The organism is Sphingomonas sp. LR60 (genome assembly GCF_036855935.1).
In the GTDB taxonomy this organism is placed as follows: domain Bacteria; phylum Pseudomonadota; class Alphaproteobacteria; order Sphingomonadales; family Sphingomonadaceae; genus Sphingomonas.
Genome location: NZ_JASPFK010000001.1, coordinates 1,033,220 through 1,049,867, shown reverse-complemented (window position 1 = coordinate 1,049,867; position 16,648 = coordinate 1,033,220). Strand labels below are relative to the sequence as shown.

17 protein-coding genes and 2 pseudogenes are annotated in these 16,648 nt (G+C 60.5%); 12 read left to right on the top strand and 7 right to left on the bottom strand.

What is annotated here, in order from left to right; all coding sequences use genetic code 11:
• Position 1: 1 nt before the first annotated feature.
• Complete coding sequence (locus QP166_RS04780; RefSeq protein WP_055817233.1) at positions 2-982, bottom strand: AAA family ATPase; 981 nt, start codon at positions 980-982, stop codon at positions 2-4.
• A 533-nt stretch (positions 983-1,515) separates the two neighbouring features.
• Complete coding sequence (locus QP166_RS04775; RefSeq protein WP_333914883.1) at positions 1,516-2,847, bottom strand: integrase; 1,332 nt, start codon at positions 2,845-2,847, stop codon at positions 1,516-1,518.
• Between the two features lie 274 nt (positions 2,848-3,121).
• Between QP166_RS04775 and QP166_RS04770 the strand changes: the two genes are divergently transcribed.
• Positions 3,122-3,559, top strand: a complete 438-nt coding sequence (locus QP166_RS04770) for a DUF6538 domain-containing protein (RefSeq protein WP_333914882.1) — start codon at positions 3,122-3,124, stop codon at positions 3,557-3,559.
• 124 nt (positions 3,560-3,683) lie between these two features.
• Here the strand turns inward: QP166_RS04770 and QP166_RS04765 are convergent.
• Positions 3,684-3,872: pseudogene (locus QP166_RS04765) on the bottom strand (winged helix-turn-helix domain-containing protein); the annotation flags it as partial.
• A 58-nt stretch (positions 3,873-3,930) separates the two neighbouring features.
• Positions 3,931-4,137, bottom strand: a complete 207-nt coding sequence (locus tag QP166_RS04760) for a TOBE domain-containing protein (protein WP_333914881.1) — start codon at positions 4,135-4,137, stop codon at positions 3,931-3,933.
• Positions 4,138-4,344: 207 nt separating this feature from the next.
• Between QP166_RS04760 and QP166_RS04755 the strand changes: the two genes are divergently transcribed.
• On the top strand, positions 4,345-5,451 hold the full coding sequence (locus tag QP166_RS04755) for an NAD(P)-dependent alcohol dehydrogenase (protein WP_333914880.1): 1,107 nt from the start codon (positions 4,345-4,347) through the stop codon (positions 5,449-5,451).
• 431 nt (positions 5,452-5,882) lie between these two features.
• On the opposite strand, the gene QP166_RS04750 is transcribed toward QP166_RS04755, so the two are convergent.
• Positions 5,883-7,040, bottom strand: coding sequence for a methyl-accepting chemotaxis protein (locus QP166_RS04750; RefSeq protein WP_333914879.1), 1,158 nt, complete (start codon positions 7,038-7,040; stop codon positions 5,883-5,885).
• Between the two features lie 622 nt (positions 7,041-7,662).
• Here QP166_RS04750 and QP166_RS04745 point away from each other — a divergent pair.
• Positions 7,663-8,196, top strand: coding sequence for a glutathione S-transferase N-terminal domain-containing protein (locus tag QP166_RS04745; protein WP_333914878.1), 534 nt, complete (start codon positions 7,663-7,665; stop codon positions 8,194-8,196).
• A gap of 403 nt (positions 8,197-8,599) precedes the next feature.
• Positions 8,600-8,944 (top strand): hypothetical protein, encoded by a 345-nt coding sequence (locus tag QP166_RS04740; RefSeq protein ID WP_333914877.1) that lies wholly within the window; start codon positions 8,600-8,602, stop codon positions 8,942-8,944.
• A 96-nt stretch (positions 8,945-9,040) separates the two neighbouring features.
• Here the strand turns inward: QP166_RS04740 and QP166_RS04735 are convergent, their stop codons facing one another.
• Positions 9,041-9,787 (bottom strand): glutathione S-transferase, encoded by a 747-nt coding sequence (locus tag QP166_RS04735; protein WP_333914876.1) that lies wholly within the window; start codon positions 9,785-9,787, stop codon positions 9,041-9,043.
• Positions 9,788-9,929: 142 nt separating this feature from the next.
• Between QP166_RS04735 and QP166_RS04730 the strand changes: the two are divergent.
• From QP166_RS04730 to QP166_RS04720, 3 genes and pseudogenes are all read left to right on the top strand, one after another.
• Positions 9,930-10,244 (top strand): annotated as a pseudogene (locus QP166_RS04730) (alpha/beta fold hydrolase); the annotation flags it as partial.
• Between the two features lie 176 nt (positions 10,245-10,420).
• Positions 10,421-10,702: an alpha/beta fold hydrolase gene (locus QP166_RS18930; protein ID WP_443027187.1), complete on the top strand. Its 282-nt coding sequence runs from the start codon at positions 10,421-10,423 to the stop codon at positions 10,700-10,702.
• Between the two features lie 32 nt (positions 10,703-10,734).
• On the top strand, positions 10,735-11,616 hold the full coding sequence (locus tag QP166_RS04720) for an alpha/beta hydrolase (RefSeq protein ID WP_333914875.1): 882 nt from the start codon (positions 10,735-10,737) through the stop codon (positions 11,614-11,616).
• A gap of 160 nt (positions 11,617-11,776) precedes the next feature.
• Here QP166_RS04720 and QP166_RS04715 read toward each other — a convergent pair whose 3' ends face one another.
• Entirely contained in the window at positions 11,777-12,724 is a 948-nt protein-coding gene (locus QP166_RS04715; protein WP_333914874.1) for a transglutaminase-like domain-containing protein, read from the bottom strand.
• Between the two features lie 168 nt (positions 12,725-12,892).
• Here QP166_RS04715 and QP166_RS04710 point away from each other — a divergent pair, with 168 nt between their 5' ends.
• From QP166_RS04710 to QP166_RS04690, 5 genes are all read left to right on the top strand, one after another.
• Complete coding sequence (locus QP166_RS04710; RefSeq protein WP_333914873.1) at positions 12,893-13,735, top strand: potassium channel family protein; 843 nt, start codon at positions 12,893-12,895, stop codon at positions 13,733-13,735.
• A gap of 549 nt (positions 13,736-14,284) precedes the next feature.
• The gene (locus QP166_RS04705) at positions 14,285-14,827 is read left to right on the top strand and encodes a hypothetical protein (protein ID WP_333914872.1); all 543 of its coding nucleotides are present in this window, start codon (positions 14,285-14,287) and stop codon (positions 14,825-14,827) included.
• Positions 14,828-14,882: 55 nt separating this feature from the next.
• Positions 14,883-15,251: a hypothetical protein gene (locus tag QP166_RS04700; RefSeq protein ID WP_333914871.1), complete on the top strand. Its 369-nt coding sequence runs from the start codon at positions 14,883-14,885 to the stop codon at positions 15,249-15,251.
• An 11-nt stretch (positions 15,252-15,262) separates the two neighbouring features.
• Entirely contained in the window at positions 15,263-16,231 is a 969-nt protein-coding gene (locus QP166_RS04695; RefSeq protein WP_333914870.1) for a magnesium and cobalt transport protein CorA, read from the top strand.
• 150 nt (positions 16,232-16,381) lie between these two features.
• Positions 16,382-16,645, top strand: a complete 264-nt coding sequence (locus tag QP166_RS04690; protein WP_333914869.1) for a hypothetical protein — start codon at positions 16,382-16,384, stop codon at positions 16,643-16,645.
• The last annotated feature ends 3 nt before the right edge of the window (positions 16,646-16,648 follow it).

The window sequence follows — 16,648 nt, the reverse complement described above, 5'->3', positions numbered from 1 at the left end:
CTTACCGACGAGCCGCCGCCTTCCGCTCAGCGATCGCAGCGAAAAGATCCGCTGTCTCCACGCCGTCACGCCCTGCGAGCAACGTCCTTTTTGCTGCTTCGTCCGCAACACGCGAAAGGTCTGCCTGACTTAGCCCATCAACCCCTTCGGTTGCGTCTTCCCAAGACACGGAAGCCGTGTCGAAGGCCGATAGCCGAGCTTCAAGGATCGCCCGAGCTACCTGCGCGTCTGGCAGGGTGTATTCAATCACGTCGTCGAAGCGCCGGAAGAGCGCTGGGTCCAAGAGCTCGGGATGGTTGGTCGCAGCAACGATCAATCCTTCGCTGTCATCCTCTTCCAAGAACTGCAGAAAGGAGTTTAGAACGCGCCGGATTTCTCCTACATCGTTGCGTTCGCCACGGCGTGCTCCAATCGCATCGAACTCGTCAAAGAAATAAACGCCCCTAGTCTCGGTCATCGCTGAAAAGACCGTGCGAAGCTTCGAGGCTGTCTCGCCCATGAACTTTGTTAGCAGCCCGTCCAAGAGGACCGAAAACAATGGAAGCTTAAGCTCGCCGGCGATGGCTGCCGCGGTCATCGTCTTACCTGCTCCAGGCGGGCCTATGAGCAGAAGCTTGCGGCGCGGCTGCAAACCATGCTGGCGCAAGCGATGCACCTGCCGCTGCTCGAGGATTACCCTTTGAAGACGATCTCGCAACTCAACTGGGAGGACCATACTCGATAGCCGCGTATCGACATATTTGGCAGCGACCAGACTCGCCAACTCGCCACGAGGCTGAACAAGGGGAACGGCATGCGCCCGCGCTTTTGTCTTGCCCCGTGCTCGGGCATCATCCACCATCTCGCGCAGCTGCTGAGCGACCTTGCCATGGCCAAGGCGCGCTTCATTAGCGGCCGCCTGCATCGCGACACTGAGAAACTGCTCGTCATCGCCATCGATGTGACTCTGCAGCAGCGCGACGAAATGAGTCGCCTTTGTCACGCTAATTCGCCTGTACGATGCCCCATCATGCCTCATCTCGCGCTGTCTGTTGCGGCAACGCTCGGAAGACGCGCTTTGGTCGACTGCTCCCAAGTACTGGCCGTTCTATCGTCGTTCCATCAATGTGACAACGAGTTCCGCACAGTGTCTGCCGGGCAGACACGCGGACCCAAGCTCGATCGACATACCGCTATTGCCCTCAAGCGAGATCACCGCCGTCCCGGTCGGTGCTTTTTGGGTATACCTCTCGGTGACCACCTGACAGCCGGTCCGTTTTCCGTCAAAGTGGCATTTCAAAAAGACCGGGCATCAGCAGACCGGCTATAGAGGACTAAAGCATCTTAGCTCCCACCTATTTACGCGCATCGACGGCTCAGCGGTACGCGACGCCGGTTCTACGACGCTTCTCGACCGGGCAAGCGACATACAAACATAGTCCTTGGCTTGCTTTTGCTTTAGGCAAAAATCGCTTAGACGTTTTTTGGCGAGGTCATACGTCAAGCTGCTGGCTAGCCGAGTGTTAGCCTGCGCGTTCAACGATCATGGACAATCTGGACAACTGCTCTCGCCGCGAGTTCGTGAAAGCCGCTTGCTATATAGCGTCCATAGTGACGCTCGATCATAGCCACTGAGGTATCGTGCAGTTCGGCGACTAGGCGGATCGGCAAGTTGGCGCGAATGCCCCTTACGATGCTCGAGTGCCGGAGCGAGTAAGGAACGATGTCAGGCAGCCCCACTCTTGTGCGTATCAGCCCCCACGCACGAACGATTTCTGTCGGTAGCTGCCAGGGACCTCTACTCTCCTTGACCCAACGGATGCCGCCTGGAGCTTGCTTGCTCCGCCATCGCTGCAACAATGGTTCGGAAGCTGCTCGGCCCGCCGCGACGGCCTTGATCGCCCGCACAACGTCGGTGCCCAACGGGACCGGCGTTTCACCGCCACGCTCGCGCTTACCTTTATAACTGAACGGCACCATGAGACGCGCCTCATCGGGCAAAAAGTCCCCAACGCGAACACGCGCTATTTGCGAGAATCTTGATCCCGTGGCGGCAAGCACCAGAATTAGATGGTACAGATCCCCTTCCCAGCCCTGTTCGACATCCACCTCACGGGCAACCACGACGATCCGTGAGATCTGAGCGTCATTGAGGATTTGGTTCTCGCGAGCGATCGGGTCTCGGTCGAAATCGACCACGTCTAGCCGAAGGCCGTTTTTCAAGATTTCGGGTAGAGCGGGCGGCAGGCGGTCCCGGTCGGTAGTGTAAGCTTCGTTCAAGGCTGCGCGCAGATCGTTAATAAGTCGCCGTTTCGTTGCCTCCTTCAGCGTACTTGGCAGCTCGTTAAGCCATTTCCTCAGCTGCGATTCTTTCAGCGCGTGCAACTCGACATCGGCCAGGGGGTTACGATCGATTTCGGCGCGGCGACCGGATGCCGCTTTGCCGACGACATACTTCGTTAGCCGGTGATTTGCATCGGATCGCACAGCATTCCCCGAACGCGCTTTGTGACGTGCATCACGTTTCGCGATGTAGGCGCCGGCGGCTGAACCTACGGTAGTCGGAGCGCCTCGAGCAGCGGCCCGTTCCGATGCGCGGGCGCGCTCGACAAATGAACGGGCCTCTCGAATTGCTGCGTCAAAGCTCATCGTGCCTTCGTGCAGCTCGTCATCGGCGGTTCCAAGGCGAGCCTGGCGGTATCCCGTTCCTATGCGCCACCGAACGAGCCAAGTCCCTCCCCTAGCGCCCTTCCTATAGCCGAGGTGCACATCTGGATCGACGCTGCGCCAATAAGGCGTCGAGCTTGGGTCGAGCCGCTTGCGGTCCGCTCTTCCCGCGATCCGATGCTCCACCAGGGTCTTCGCCACTACTCACTCCAGAAAGCCGTCAAATATACATCGAATATACATGAGCGAACCAGGGCGGGCAACAACGGCCAGTTAACCCACGCGTCTTGGGGATGCGTGAACGCCGGCAAACCTCAAATAAGCCAGCTATCTGCCCTTTCACGGCTGAAGCACGGGTTCGATTCCCGTAGGGGTCACCAGCGTCCGCCAAAGTGGCGGATTTGCGCGGTTTTGGCGGTCTTCATGGACCCTTTACCCATCCTTGTGTACAAAGAATGCGTACGAAGTGATCCGTATGGCCACTCCTTTCAAAGATCCTCGCGCCGGCATTTTCTACTTCCGACGGGTCGCCCCCGCCGCGTTCCGCCCGGTCTTCGATGGCGCGTCGAGCCAGTATAAGCGCACCCTTGATACCCGCGACCCCGACGAAGCCCGCCAGCGCTACCACCCACATGCCGTGATCTATGAGCAGACGCTTGCCGCGGCTCGTCGCGCCTTGGCCAACCGGCAACTCCGCTCGGCACGTGTGATGGTCGACGATTTTCTCGACGGACCATCGGACGAGCAACTCCGCGGCGTGGCGCAAAAGCTTGCCGCGCTCGAGCTCGGGGCATTCGAATATGCCAATGGCCTGACCGACCATGCGCCGGGTGCCCGCTACGACTTCGGCGGCTGCTTTCGACCGGCTTCCACTCGATGCGCCCTGCGCGTTCCAGGCATCGGCGTTGCGTAGCGGATAGCTGAAGCTGCGCGCCGCGCCGCCCGTGGGCGGATTGCCGTATTCCTCGGCGCGTGACAGGTCACGCCAGTCGTAGCTCGCGCCCAGCGTCAGCACGACGGTCGGGGTCAGGTCACGGGCTTACCCGCGACCCGCGATCGAGCCCGCCACCCTTGACCGTATCCACCAGCGGAGGATCGAAGCAGCGGTTCATCTCATCGACCAGCAGCCAAGCGCGGCGATAGCTCATGCCGAGTGCGCGGCCTGCCGCGCTGATCGACCCGTCGGACCAAATCGCTTCCAGGAGGTCGGCCCTACCCAGTCCCATCGCCAGGGCATCCCCGCATGCGATCTGAATTTCCAGCCAGAGGGGTCCAACCTTCGTCTTACTTGCCGATCACCACATCGCTGGCCTTGATAATGACGGTGACCGCCTCGCCTTCCGCCAGACCAAGGTCGGCAATCGCCTCTTCGGTGATGTTGGCAGCCACGACGTTCCCACCACCGATGTCGACCTTGATCGAACCATTCACTGCGCCGGGCGTGATCGAGACGATAGTGCCGGAAATCTGATTACGCGCGCTGATCTTCATGGATGCTTTCTTGCATTCATGGTTGCCCGTCTGGCCAACCAGGCCCTCATGTACCGCAACCGCTGCTAAAGTGCGACTGCACGACCTTATGCCCCTCTCTCGCGATACAATGTATCGACAAAAATATAGTGCTTCATAGCAGGATAATGACAGCTGACCGGACGATCGTCGGCAGGACAATCCTTGCCTCACGAAAGGTCATCAATCATGATCATTGCTCCCGGTTACGCCGCCAAGCATAGTTTCTCGCGTCTGAAGCCAATCGAGATCGAACGTGATCCACCCAAGGCCAACGAGGTGCAGGTCGACGTCCTGTATTGCGGGGTCTGCCATTCCGACGTCCACCAGTGCGAGAATGATTGGGGCAACACCGTCTATCCGTGCATGCCAGGCCACGAGGTTGTGGGGCGGGTTTCGGCCAAGGGTGCGAGCGTCACCAAGCATGAGGTGGGCGATCTGGTCGGCGTCGGCTGCATGATCGACAGCTGCCATGAGTGCGGTCCGTACAAGGCAGGTGTCGAGCAATATTGCGAAGGACCGAACAGCTGGCTAGCGGCCTATAACGGCCCGATGAAGCCCGCTGCGCAGGCGAAGACGGGCACGAACATGTATGGCCGGGACAATACGTTCAGCGGCTACTCGGACGTCCTCGTCGTGCGGGAAAATTTCGTGCTGAAGATCCCGGCATCAATTCCGGTTGAGGCGGCAGCCCCGATCCTATGCGCGGGCGTCACGACCTATTCGCCAATGAAGCACTGGGGCGTAAAGGCGGGCGGCAAGGTCGGCGTTGTCGGCTTCGGCGGTCTTGGCGACATGGCGGTCAAGATCGCGGTTGCGATGGGAGCCGATGTAACGGTCTTCACGACGACCATGGAGAAGGTTGCGGAGGCAGAGAAGCTGGGTGCCAAGGGCGTCGTCGGAGGCGACAAGGGAGCCTTGGAAGCGCTTGAAGGTCAGTTTGATTTCATTTTCTCGACCATCCCCGAAAAGCACAAGGTCGACCCGTTCATTCCGCTGCTCAAGCACGATGCTGCCTATGTCTCGGTCGGCGCCCTGGCTCCCATGCCAGGCTGGAACCACATGCCGGTCATTATGGGGCGCAAGTCAATCGCAGGTTCGCTGATCGGCTCAATCGCGGAGACGCAAGAGGTTCTCGATTTCTGCGCCGAACATGGCATCGCGCCCGACGTACAGGTGATCCCGATCCAAGAGATCAACGAGGCGTACAAGAAGGTGAAGTCAGGCGACGTCCGTTTCCGCTACGTCATCGACAGCGCCAGCCTCGCGCAGGAAAAGGAAGACGCATGCCGCTGACGCGCACCGGGACAAGGTCTTTTACGGCCTGAGCATCAAGACGCGACAACACAACGTTAATTTGATCAAAGATTTCAATCAAACCCTTAGTGAAGTCGCATTCAGCCACATTGCTTCCGCCTTACGCGCGCACCCATCGCTAAGAATGTCCGTCGACCTGGTTCCTAATTTTCTGTGCGCTCAGCAGGGCTCGCCAAATGGAGGCAGGGTCAGCGGATTACATGCGCGTAGATCTCTTGTGCAGCTGCCGTGTTACCGAAGAAAGGGCCGAAGCGGATCGCTGGGCATCGATCGATACAACGTTTGCACCTGCCGCAATCTTGAAGCGTCCGACTTCCGCCGCCATCCGGTCGGTCTGCTCGGTCAAGCTTGCTGTAGCTGCCATTGTCTCTTCTACCATGGCAGCGTTCTGCTGCGTAACGCTGTCCATTTCAGCGACAGCCTGATTCACCTGTTGCAGACCGGTCGCCTGCTGATCCGCCGCAGATGCTATCCCCGAGACAAGACCGCTGATGTTGCCGATCTCGCTGGGATATGCGATCCAATGACGCGCCCGCTTCAGCCACCAGCCTGACCCCGACATCAACCTGCTGGCCAGAAGAAGTGATCTTTGCCTTAACGTCCTTAGCGGCATCGGCAGAGCGTTGCGCCAGTGCGCGAACCTCACTTGCCACGACAGCGAAGCCCTTCCCAGCGTCGCCGGCTCGCGCGGCTTCGACACCCGCGTTGAGCGCAAGAAGGTTCGTCTGAAACGCAATTCCGTCGATCACCGCGATGATCTCGCTGATCTCGACCGATGACCGCTCGATACCATTCATCGCTTCGACTGCACGCAGCACGACCTCACCGGATTGCCCTGCGTCCTCACGTGCCTGCGTGACTGCATCGTTCGCGCGGGCAGCGCTTAAAGCAGTATCCTGAACCGTTGTGGTGATTTGGTGCATGGCTGCAGCAGCCTGCTCGAGCGACGCCGCTTGCTGCTCTGTCCGGCGTGAGAGATCGTCAGCGGCCTGATGGATGTCATGGGCGCCGCTCGCAATGCCAGACGCACTGGAGTTTACAACGCCGAGCGCGTCGGAGAGGGCAGCGGCCGCCGCGTTGAAGTCCTCTTTGAGCTTGGCAAAAGGACCGCTTAGTTCCGCGGTGATACGGTGAGACAGGTTTCCGTTCGCGATCTCGGTCAGGCCTGCGCCCATCGCCAGTGCCATAGCACGTTGGGAATTGCACTCGGCAGCCGCCAATGAGCTTTCACGAAAGCTCTCCATCGCCGTCGTCATCCGACCGACGCAGTCGCGGTGTCGCGTATACGCAACCGGGCTGTCCAGATCGCCCGCTGCAAGAGCTTCCATTCGCAAAACAGTGTTTACGTACGGCGTGCAAATCAAGTGAGCCGCAGTTAACGTGACCACGATAACCAGCGCAAACAGCACCAGCGCGGCTCCAATGACCGGGGTGGACTGAGTAGCTGAGGAATGAAGCGCGGCGTAGCTGGCTATCGCTGCAAGTGCCCCTGCCAAGCTTCCATACACAAAGAGCAGAACCTTGAATTTGAGGCGGATCGGAGCGATCTCTTTGAACCACTTCAGCATGGCATACTGCTTTCGGACAACGCGGTAGATACCGAACAGCTGAAGCTACAAGGTTAAGATTGGCTTAGATGTGATTGGATGCGCGGTATAATTATACCAAGGTCGTACCAGCATCTACAATCTTAGTCTCCTGAGTGGCTGTCAGAGGACGAGGTGAATGGCACCTTGGATCTCAGCGAAACAAACGATCGTCTGACACGCTGAACCGCATGTCATACCTCATGAGCATGATGCACGCCGCCGGCGAGTTCCGCATTATCCAATCGCGCGACCCAGCAAGTCCCCACTCGTGACCGCACGGTCATCATGACGAAGCACCGCCACTTCTGGCGTGTCGATCTCCGCCAGTATGATCGCGGCATACCGCACGTGCTTTCTGACCCAGATGACGCCACGCAGCGCACCCAATCCACTCTCCCAATCTCGCCGTTCGTTCATCATCGCCGTAGGCGAGGTACCTTGGCATCTCAATTTGAAGACGGTGCCGTTTCGCGCTGGAAGCGTGTCGTAGCTCGAGAGGATCTCCACTACCTTACAACGTCGTTCCGGATGGTTTCTCAAACCATTATGGGGGCCACAGCCAACTTTGATGCGTTGCCCGGTCAATCACGAGGAGAGAATGATGAAGCTCTATTTCGCACCCGGCGCCTGCAGCCTTTCTGACCATATCGCGCTCCATGAAGCCGGTCTCGCATTCGAGCATGAAAAGGTCGATCTGAAGGCCAGGAAGACCGAACACGGTGAGGATTTCCTGACCATCAATCCCAAAGGTTATGTGCCCGCGCTGACACTGGACAGCGGCGAAACGATCACCGAAAATGTCGCCATCCTCGACTGGATTGCCCATCAGGACGGTGCGCTTAAACCCGCCGGCGCAATGGGGCACACCCACTTGCTCGAAGCACTCGCCTACATCTCGACCGAGATTCACAAGGCGTTCAAGCCGTTCTTCGCGGGTGCTAGCGACGATGAGAAAGCGAAGGCCCGTGAGACCATCGTCAAGCGGATGACGTGGCTAGCCGAGACGATGAAGGGTGATTACCTGTTCGGCGACACCGTGAGCGCTGCCGACTGCTACCTGTTCGTTATGCTGTTGTGGGCAGAAAAAACGGAGTCGAGGCACCGGCCAACCTTGTCGCTCTCCGAGATCGAATGATGAAGCGCCCGGCCGTGCGAAAGGCGATGGCACACGAAGGACTCATCCAAGCCTAATCGTGGATGGACGATCGTCTCAGCGCGTGCCGGGGCGGTCGTCTGCAGATCGACCAAACGATTAGTAGCGCTGCGGTGCACGTGCGCCTTTCATCGTGTACGAATACATAAGGGAGGATGGCTTCGGCCGCGCGCCCGGTAGGGCGGCTCGGACCCACAACGGACATTCACGGCGGCAAAGGCCGCCTCACCTCCGGACCGTCGTTCATCTCGCCTCCGACCGTCCGCCATTGCGCCTAAGGCGCGGCACAGAGTGATCCGCTGCTCACTCTTAGAAGATGAATCATTGGTTTGCGGCCTCGTAATTGGTAGACTTTGCTCTGGTTGAGACACGAGGAGTGGCATCGTTGAAGGACTGGGCAGCTGTCGTTGACGCCGGCATCGCTCTGCCTGGGGTCACCTTGGACGTCTCCTACGGCAAGCCTGCACTTAAGTTCCGGGGCAAGACGCTCGCTGGCACTACCGCACCAGATTCAAACAGCTTCGTCCTACATGTCGCAGGCGACGAGAAGCAGGTACTAATTGAGACGGACCCGGCGACGTTCTGGGAAACGGACCACTACCGTGGCTGGCCCGCCGTCCTCGTCCGATATGGCAGCGATGCGACCGAGCGCATCGCCCTTCTCCTGTCCCGCGCATGGTGGGACCGCGCCACCGCTGCCCAGCGCTCGCTGTTTGGTGGTCGTCCATGATCTAAGAATGTCCTCCACTGCTGACGTTCGCCGAACTGCGCGTTGCCGCGCCGGTAGCCGACGACGGCACGAACAATCGCTAGGTCACCATCAACCTCATGCTATGTGACTTATTCCCGGACACCTAGTGCATGACTTGCGCTCTCCGAACCCGGACGCTTGGTCATGGTTGTTCAGCCGTTGGGCTACTGGGGTACTCCTGCAGATAGGCATACAGCGTACCCTGCAAAACAACGCGCTTTTGGCCCCGAGACCAAGGGGGAGCCTATGCATGATGGTTTCGAACAAACCCGAGGCTAAGTGGTCTCCTAGCCACGCCGTCAGCCGCGGAAAGGGCCGCGCCTGAAACCAGTTACGATCGACTGCGGCGAACTGCCTGACGAATGGCATGATCGCAGCATCGACCAGGCCTGCTTTCGTGCCACAAATGTGGCCAGCATCTCCTATCCGACCGTCGAGTTCTTCCAGAAACGGCAGGCAGCAGTCGCGATGCGCTGCAGGGTCGGAGCCATACCGGTCGGGATATTTATACCGGTCGAGGTGGTGCTTGAACATGCCGTCGTTGCGGGCGATCAGAACGCCATCGTCTCGCGCCAACCAGTTTTCGGGGTCCCGCAGGTCCAGCGCCCAACGCATGATGGAGAGGCTTTCGTCGATTACCGCGCCATCGGTCGTCTGCAGCACCGGCACGGTGCCCTTTTGCGAGATCGTGAGCATCTCGTCGGGTTTGTCGGCGAGCCGGACCTCGCGGAGTTCATACCGCACGCCACTGACGGCCAGCGCCAATCGCGCCCGCATTGCGTAGGGGCAGCGGCGGAAGCTATAGAGGACTGGGTCGGCCATCACGCTTTTATGCTTTGCAAAGGGGCACGTTGGTAAGGTCCAGTTGCCATGCTTCCCGCTGCGCTCCCGGGCGAATTTTGTCCCGTCCGATGCCGTTATTCCGCTTCGATCGTTGAACGGTTCGAACAGTACGGAAGCTCCGATGCATCAGATAACCCGCGGCTCTGGCAAGCCACTTCTTCTCATCCATGGTCTGGGGAGCAGCTGGCGTAGTTGGCGACCGATCCTAGATGATCTGGCGACCGAGCGCTCGGTCATCGCCATCGATCTGCCTGGTCATGGCGCCACACCCGCGGAGCAGGATAGCGGCACGTTCGACGGGCTGGTCCGCAGTGTCGAGCGACACCTTGTTGCGAACGATCTCGTTGGGATTGATGCCGTGGGCAGTTCCCTGGGCGCCCGGATCGTGCTGGAACTGGCGCGGCGGGGAAAGGTTGGCAACGTGGTCGCGCTCGATCCGGGTGGGTTCTGGCGTGGCTGGGAGCGAAGCTTTTCCGCACGACGATCGGGTTATCCGCCAGTCTGCTGCGCATCCTGCGATCCCGCCTGCCGGCAATCAGCCGCAATGCTGCGGCGCGTACCGCCCTCCTCGCTCAACTGTCGGCAAAGCCCTCCAGCCTGTCGCCAGAGTTGGTGTGCTCCGAGCTTACCAGTATCGTCGATACGACGACATTTGATGCGCTGGTCAAAGACCTCGCCAATGGCCCCGAGCAGAAGGGACCTGCCGCCGATCCGACCACGCGCATCGTTATCGGTTGGGGCAGGCAGGATCGCCTATGCCTGCCCCGTCAGGCGGCGCGCGCCAGCGCGGCTTTTCCGTCGGCGAACTTGCACTGGTTCGACCACAGCGGCCATTTTCCGATGTGGGACATGCCACGCGAAGCTGCTTCAGTTATCCTACAGGCTACGCAGTGACAGAAACACGGGTCGGTCCGACCGGGGGCCGCATGAGGCAACGCCGCATACGCGCAGGGCTCGCGTCCTTATTCGGGTCGTTCGCTGCCGCTTGTTCGCCGCTCAGCACCTTCGACAGGCTGGTGCCGAAGGATCGCGGCAGCTCTCTTGTCGCCGAGGGGCTGGCATATGGTCCAGGTCCTCGCCAGCGATTGGACGTCTACGCACCCCGGAGCAGCTGCGGACAACCACGACCGGTCGTGGTCTTCTTCTATGGCGGCAGCTGGAGCAGTGGCACGCGCGCCGGATATGCGTTTGTCGGCCGCGCACTTGCCGCGCAGGGCTTCGTCACCGTTGTTCCTGATTACCGACTAGTGCCAGAAGTCCATTATCCAGCCTTCGTAGAGGACGGTGCCGCAGCCGTACGCTGGGTGACTGCGAACGCCGGAAAGTACTGCGGCGATGGCAGGTCTGTCGTGCTGATGGGGCATTCGGCAGGTGCCTATATCGCCGCGATGCTGTCGGTCGACCCTCGCTGGCTGGGGCGGACGCGGGCGGCGATCAAGGGGCTTGTCGGTCTTGCCGGCCCCTACGACTTCGCACCCTTTGATGTGGACGCCAGCCGTGCCGCCTTCGGCCAGGTGTCCGATCCCGCGGAAACCCAGCCCGTGACGTGGGCCGGCCCCGGTGATCCGCCTGCGCTCCTGCTGTACGGCACGGGTGATACCGTTGTACGCCCCCGAAATAGCGAGGCGCTGACCGCGAGGCTGCGCGCGGGCGGCGTGGCTGTGGAGCAACGTGCATACCCCAAGCTGGGCCATGTCGGCATTCTGCTCGCACTCGCCCGGCCTTTCCGCGGGCGGGCGCCGGTTTTAAACGATGTCTCTTCGTTCATCCGTTCAAATGCGAAATCAAACGGGGTCGTCCTTCCGTAAGGTCAGACCAGTAGATTACTTATCCGACCCACATGCAGATAGTCGCTGGCACTTTTCGGGTCCCCGGCTTCTGCCGTTCGTTCAGCACACCGGCTCTACCTCGGTCACGGCCCAATCAACACTCGGCAGCTGACAATCGCATTCGATGGGCAGAGGACTTCTATGCTGTGGCAAGAGCATCTAATATGCCGGTGACCCGCTCTCGTAAAGTTGGCTCGCGCGTGATCTCAAGCATTGCGATTAGGCTGGCGCGGGCAGCCGCTATGTCGTTGTCGACGAGTTCCAGCCGGGCGCGCTCCCACCAAGGATGGGAATATTCTGGCGCGATCGAGGTCATCCTACGGTAGAGCATCAGTGCCCGCCGGCGGTCGCCAGCTCGCTCTGCGCGGGTTGCCTGGTTAAGCAGCAGCCGAACGAGGATCGCACGGTTCTTCATTGCAGATACGTGCCGCACCGCGGCCGTGACGCCGCTCTTCGCCGGGGCCAATAGGGCGATGATCTCGCCTGCATCAACCTGTGCGCCTCCGCGAAATGGATCGATGATCACGGGCTTGGCCTCATCGCCGACCATGACGAGCACATGTCCTGGCAGATTGAGGATCTCGGCAGTCCAGCCGATGCGGCGAGCAGCGGCAACGTACAGGATCGACAAGCTGATCGGCAGACCGCGCAGACGGTCGATAACGCGGATCAGGTCGGCATTGTCAGGATTGTCGTACGTCTTCGCGTCACCTGAGAAGCCAAATTCCGCGGCAAGCACCTGCGCGAGGCAGGCCGCGCGCTCGGAGGCATCGGCAGCACCAACGCCGACCCCGTCGAGACGCGAAGCGATGTCAGAAAGCACGTCCTCATAAGGGCCAACGTCGATCTCAGCGTGATCTTGGAGCGCCAGCGTCAGCGCAGCCTCATCCAGGACGATGTCGTCATCATCCACCAGACCCAAGTCTTCAAGATTATCCATGCATTGCAAAATGGTGTTCGCTTTGGGTTGTGCAACGTTGGAGCCCCTCCTCTGGCGCTCCCTCGAGCTCGCAACGCCCAGATGAATGGGCAAGACGCCCCGCCCCGGCGGAAGCGCATGGACACGCGGCACAAAAGCCTTGCGCATGGCAAAGGCCCTCGCCGAGAATGCCGGTATGATCCACTTCGCCCCTGGTCTCCCTTCATGAGACATCGCCGACCAAAGCAGGAGGCGTTGATTCCGGGGCGGATGGCGGCGCGGTCTGCGGTACTGGATATACGACCACGCTTTTATCGTTCTGGGCGGCTCAGTCCGTTGACGACGTTGGCGATCCGCGGGATCGCGGTGCTCGTGCTCGTCTGCATAGCGCTGGGCGGACACTGGATCGATCGGGACGGGCTCAGAGACAATACGGACGGCTCCGTCAGCTTCCTAGACATTGTCTACTTCACGGTCATCACGGTCACGACGGTAGGGTATGGGGACATCGTTCCGGTCAGCGACTCTGCGCGCATGTTCGACACATTTGTCGTCACACCTATTCGGATCTTCGTGTTCCTCATATTTCTGGGTAGCGCCTACAGCTTCATGCTGAGGCAAGGCTGGGAGCGATGGCGGATGGGCCTCGTCAGACATGCATTAAAGGATCACGTTATCGTCTGCGGCTACGGCAGATCGGGTTCGGCGGCTGTCAGTGAGTTGCTTGAACGAGGTCACCTGCCCGAACGCATCGTGGTCGTCGACGAGGATAGCGGTAGATTGCGGCTTGCTGAGGAACTGGGCGTTGCCACGGTCCAAGGGGATGCGACTCACAATCGTGTACTTGAAATTGCGAAGGTTGAGGCTGCCAGCAACATCATCGTCTGCCCAGGTCGAGACGACACTGCCGTTCTTATCATCCTCACCTGTCGGCGGCTCGCTCCGCATGCGGGCATTGCCGTGTCGATCGCCGCTATCGAGAACGAACTGCTTGCCCGTGATGCAGGCGCAAGCATCATCGTCAATCCCGTCAGCTTCGGCGGGCAGCTGCTCGCCCAGTGCACCACCGGTCCGCATGTGGCTGACTACGTCACCGACCTGGTCACGCGAGCTGGTCGGATCGAACTGCGGGAGCGTGCCGTACGAGCAGATGAGATCGGCATCTCCCCCGGGACGTAGCGGGAAGTCAAATTGTTCGGATCTACCGCGAGGGAAAGGCGATCGAGGTGGCGCAAGCCAAAACGCAGCGACTGATGGCGGGAGATTGGGTGATCGAGCTTATCGAGGGGAGCTGAGGGCTCCGAGCCACTTCCGGTCATCCAGAGCGTGAGAGGCTTGTCCCGGAAGCGGACGCTTATTCAGCTACCCGTTGCCCAAGCTACTCGCGAGTTCCTCGGCACTGCTCCGTCCGAAAGCGCGTCGTCGATCTGCTGCGGTCCTGACGGCCGAGAGATCTACGCCGCCTATGACGACATCTACATCGCGGCGGCCGTGCACGGCTGTGGTGCATCGCAAGTGTCCGCTCGGCCGACTGAGAAGATGCCGGCATAATGCTTGCCTCCTTGGCACGGCCGTGATCTTCTAACAAGCCACACTGGGCCTGACGGCTCGTACCGCGGCGGGTCGGGCATAGAGCAGCACTATGCGCGCGCTATGCAATTAGCTGAAATCGATCTCGAATTGCTATGTCGAGGGCGATAATTGGATGGCCACATCAAGGGTTGTGGCATGGCAGCGTGGCATCGGTCGCGGCGCGCCGACATCGTTCTGCGCGCCACAGGACTTCTTCTTTGCTGGGTGAGTTACACCGCGATCGCGCGGCTCGTCGCTATGCACGTGCCACCACTGAAAGCTGGCGTCCTTGCCTACGGGATCGCCGCAGTCGGCTTCATGGCCGCGAGTGCCGGCACCGCCCTGACCATCCTGGGTCATCATCTTTTCGATGAAGTCGAGGTGAGTGCCCGCTGGCGGGGACGCCCCGACCTGAACGTCTCCACTCCGTCAGAAGGTATTATCGAGATGGACATTCCGGAACCAGCCATGCTTGTGGTCGGCCGTGACATCGACGGTGACTGGACCGTCCGTGAGAGCGCAGGAATGCTCCTTGGGCGCTTCTCATCGGCACGGGCGGCGCAACGTTTTGCCGAAGCAGAGCGGCATGGTCGAACATCGGTTTCGGTCGCGACCTCGGCAGGGATTCCGCGTCGGATCGAGGGACGGCTGAGCCTGATCTGCGATCGGCCGCTGAAAGGCAGCGTGGCCCGTGGGTAAGCTCCCACCAAGGTTGCTTGGTGTTATGCTGCTTGTGTGTTCCGGCGGATCGACGTTGGTCCATCGAGGCGTCTACGAGGCGGCGCGGCATGGTCCTGCGCAGATCAGCGAGTTCGGTCTTGGTTTGCTGACGTTCGTTCTCGCCAGCACCGGCATCCTGCTCCTGATCCATGGCGCCAAGCTGTTCAAGCCGGCTCCTGACCGCTTGCGCAGTGAGGAGCTGCGTGCGCGAACCGCGTTCCGATCCCGCCTGGAGGCACCGATCACGCCACAGGGACGGGCGTTCGATACGCGCCATGGCGCTTCGATGATGCAGGCGCGGCACCGGATGGGTCTGGCGCGGCGTGGTCGATTGATCGTCAAGGCCCAAGTCGGAAAGCCCGACCAGACCCTGATCGACTGGACATCAGCTCCTCGGCGCTGATCAGGAACACCATGCCTGTCATCGCCGCCTATCTGTATCGCCATGGCCGCCGTGTTCGTGAGATCGCGATCGACGAACGGGTCGATTGCCCCTCCGACCGATCGGAGTTCGTCTGGATCGGACTGTCCGATCCGTGTTCGGACGAAATCGACATGCTGCAGCGCCTCTACAATCTGCACCCACTGGCGATTGAGGACGCGCTCAAGGACGGGCAGCTGCCGAAGGTCGACGTCTACGGCGATCAATTGTTCGTCATTGGCCGGACTGCCCATCTATCCGACGGGCACATCGTCTACGGACAGACGGCGGCCTTTCTCGGCCACAGCCATATCATCACCGTTCGGCAAGGCTCGACCAGGTCATACACGCCGCTGCGCGAGCATCTGGAGGCCGCGCCCGACCTGCTGGGCAAGGGCGGGGACTATGTTCTCCATGCCATCCTCGACTTCATCGTCGACGGCTACATGCCGCTGATGACAGCGCTCGAGGAAGAAGTCGCGAGCATGGAGCAGCGGATGCTCGACACCTTTCTCGATCGCGCCGAGATCGCTCGCATCTTCGCGTTGCGACGTGACCTGATGCGCTTCGATCGCATTCTGGTGCCGATGGAGGAGGTCGCCCGCAAGCTGTCGAAGAACGAGCTGCCGTGCGTCGATGCCGAGGCTCGGCTATATTTCCGCGATGTGCTGGATCACGTCCGCCGGGTCGAGGCGATGGCGAGCGGCTTGCGCGATCTGCTGTCGTCGGTGTTCGAGTTCAGCAATCTGATCGAGCAGCAGCGCACCGGCGCGATCACGCGCCAGCTTGCGGCCTGGGCAGCGATCCTGGCGGTGCCGACTGCCATCGCCGGCATCTACGGCATGAACTTCGAGCATATGCCGGAGCTGCGGAGCCCGTACGGTTACCCCATAACCATTGGCGTGATCCTGACGATCTGTTCGGCGCTGTACTGGCGCTTCCGCAAGGCGCGTTGGTTGTAGATCACATACCCCCCGAATGCGACGAGCCGTTGCCAGGCTTACGCCCGCGCTATGCACTTTCCCGGAATCGATCTCGAAACACTATGCGGGGCCTCGTACCTCCGAAAAGCGGGCGCTGGACGCTCGATCACTGAAGGTTTCAAAGGCGATATGTCGTCTGAGCCCAATCCGGAGCCCGAAGAGCGCGGGACAATCATCTACGTCGGTCAGGACAAGGCGGGCCATTGGCTCGTGCAGGATAGCGGTAGAAGGATGGAAGGCCGGTTCGTCTCGCGAGGCGCAGCGCTCAGCTTCGCCGAAGCCGAACGGCAGATATACCACGCGAGCCTTGAGATCGTCTCGGCACCGCTGGTTCCGCTTATCTCCTTCGAGCCGGTGAGCCCGGCCGAGCACGCGCTACGCCGCGCCGCCTGAGGA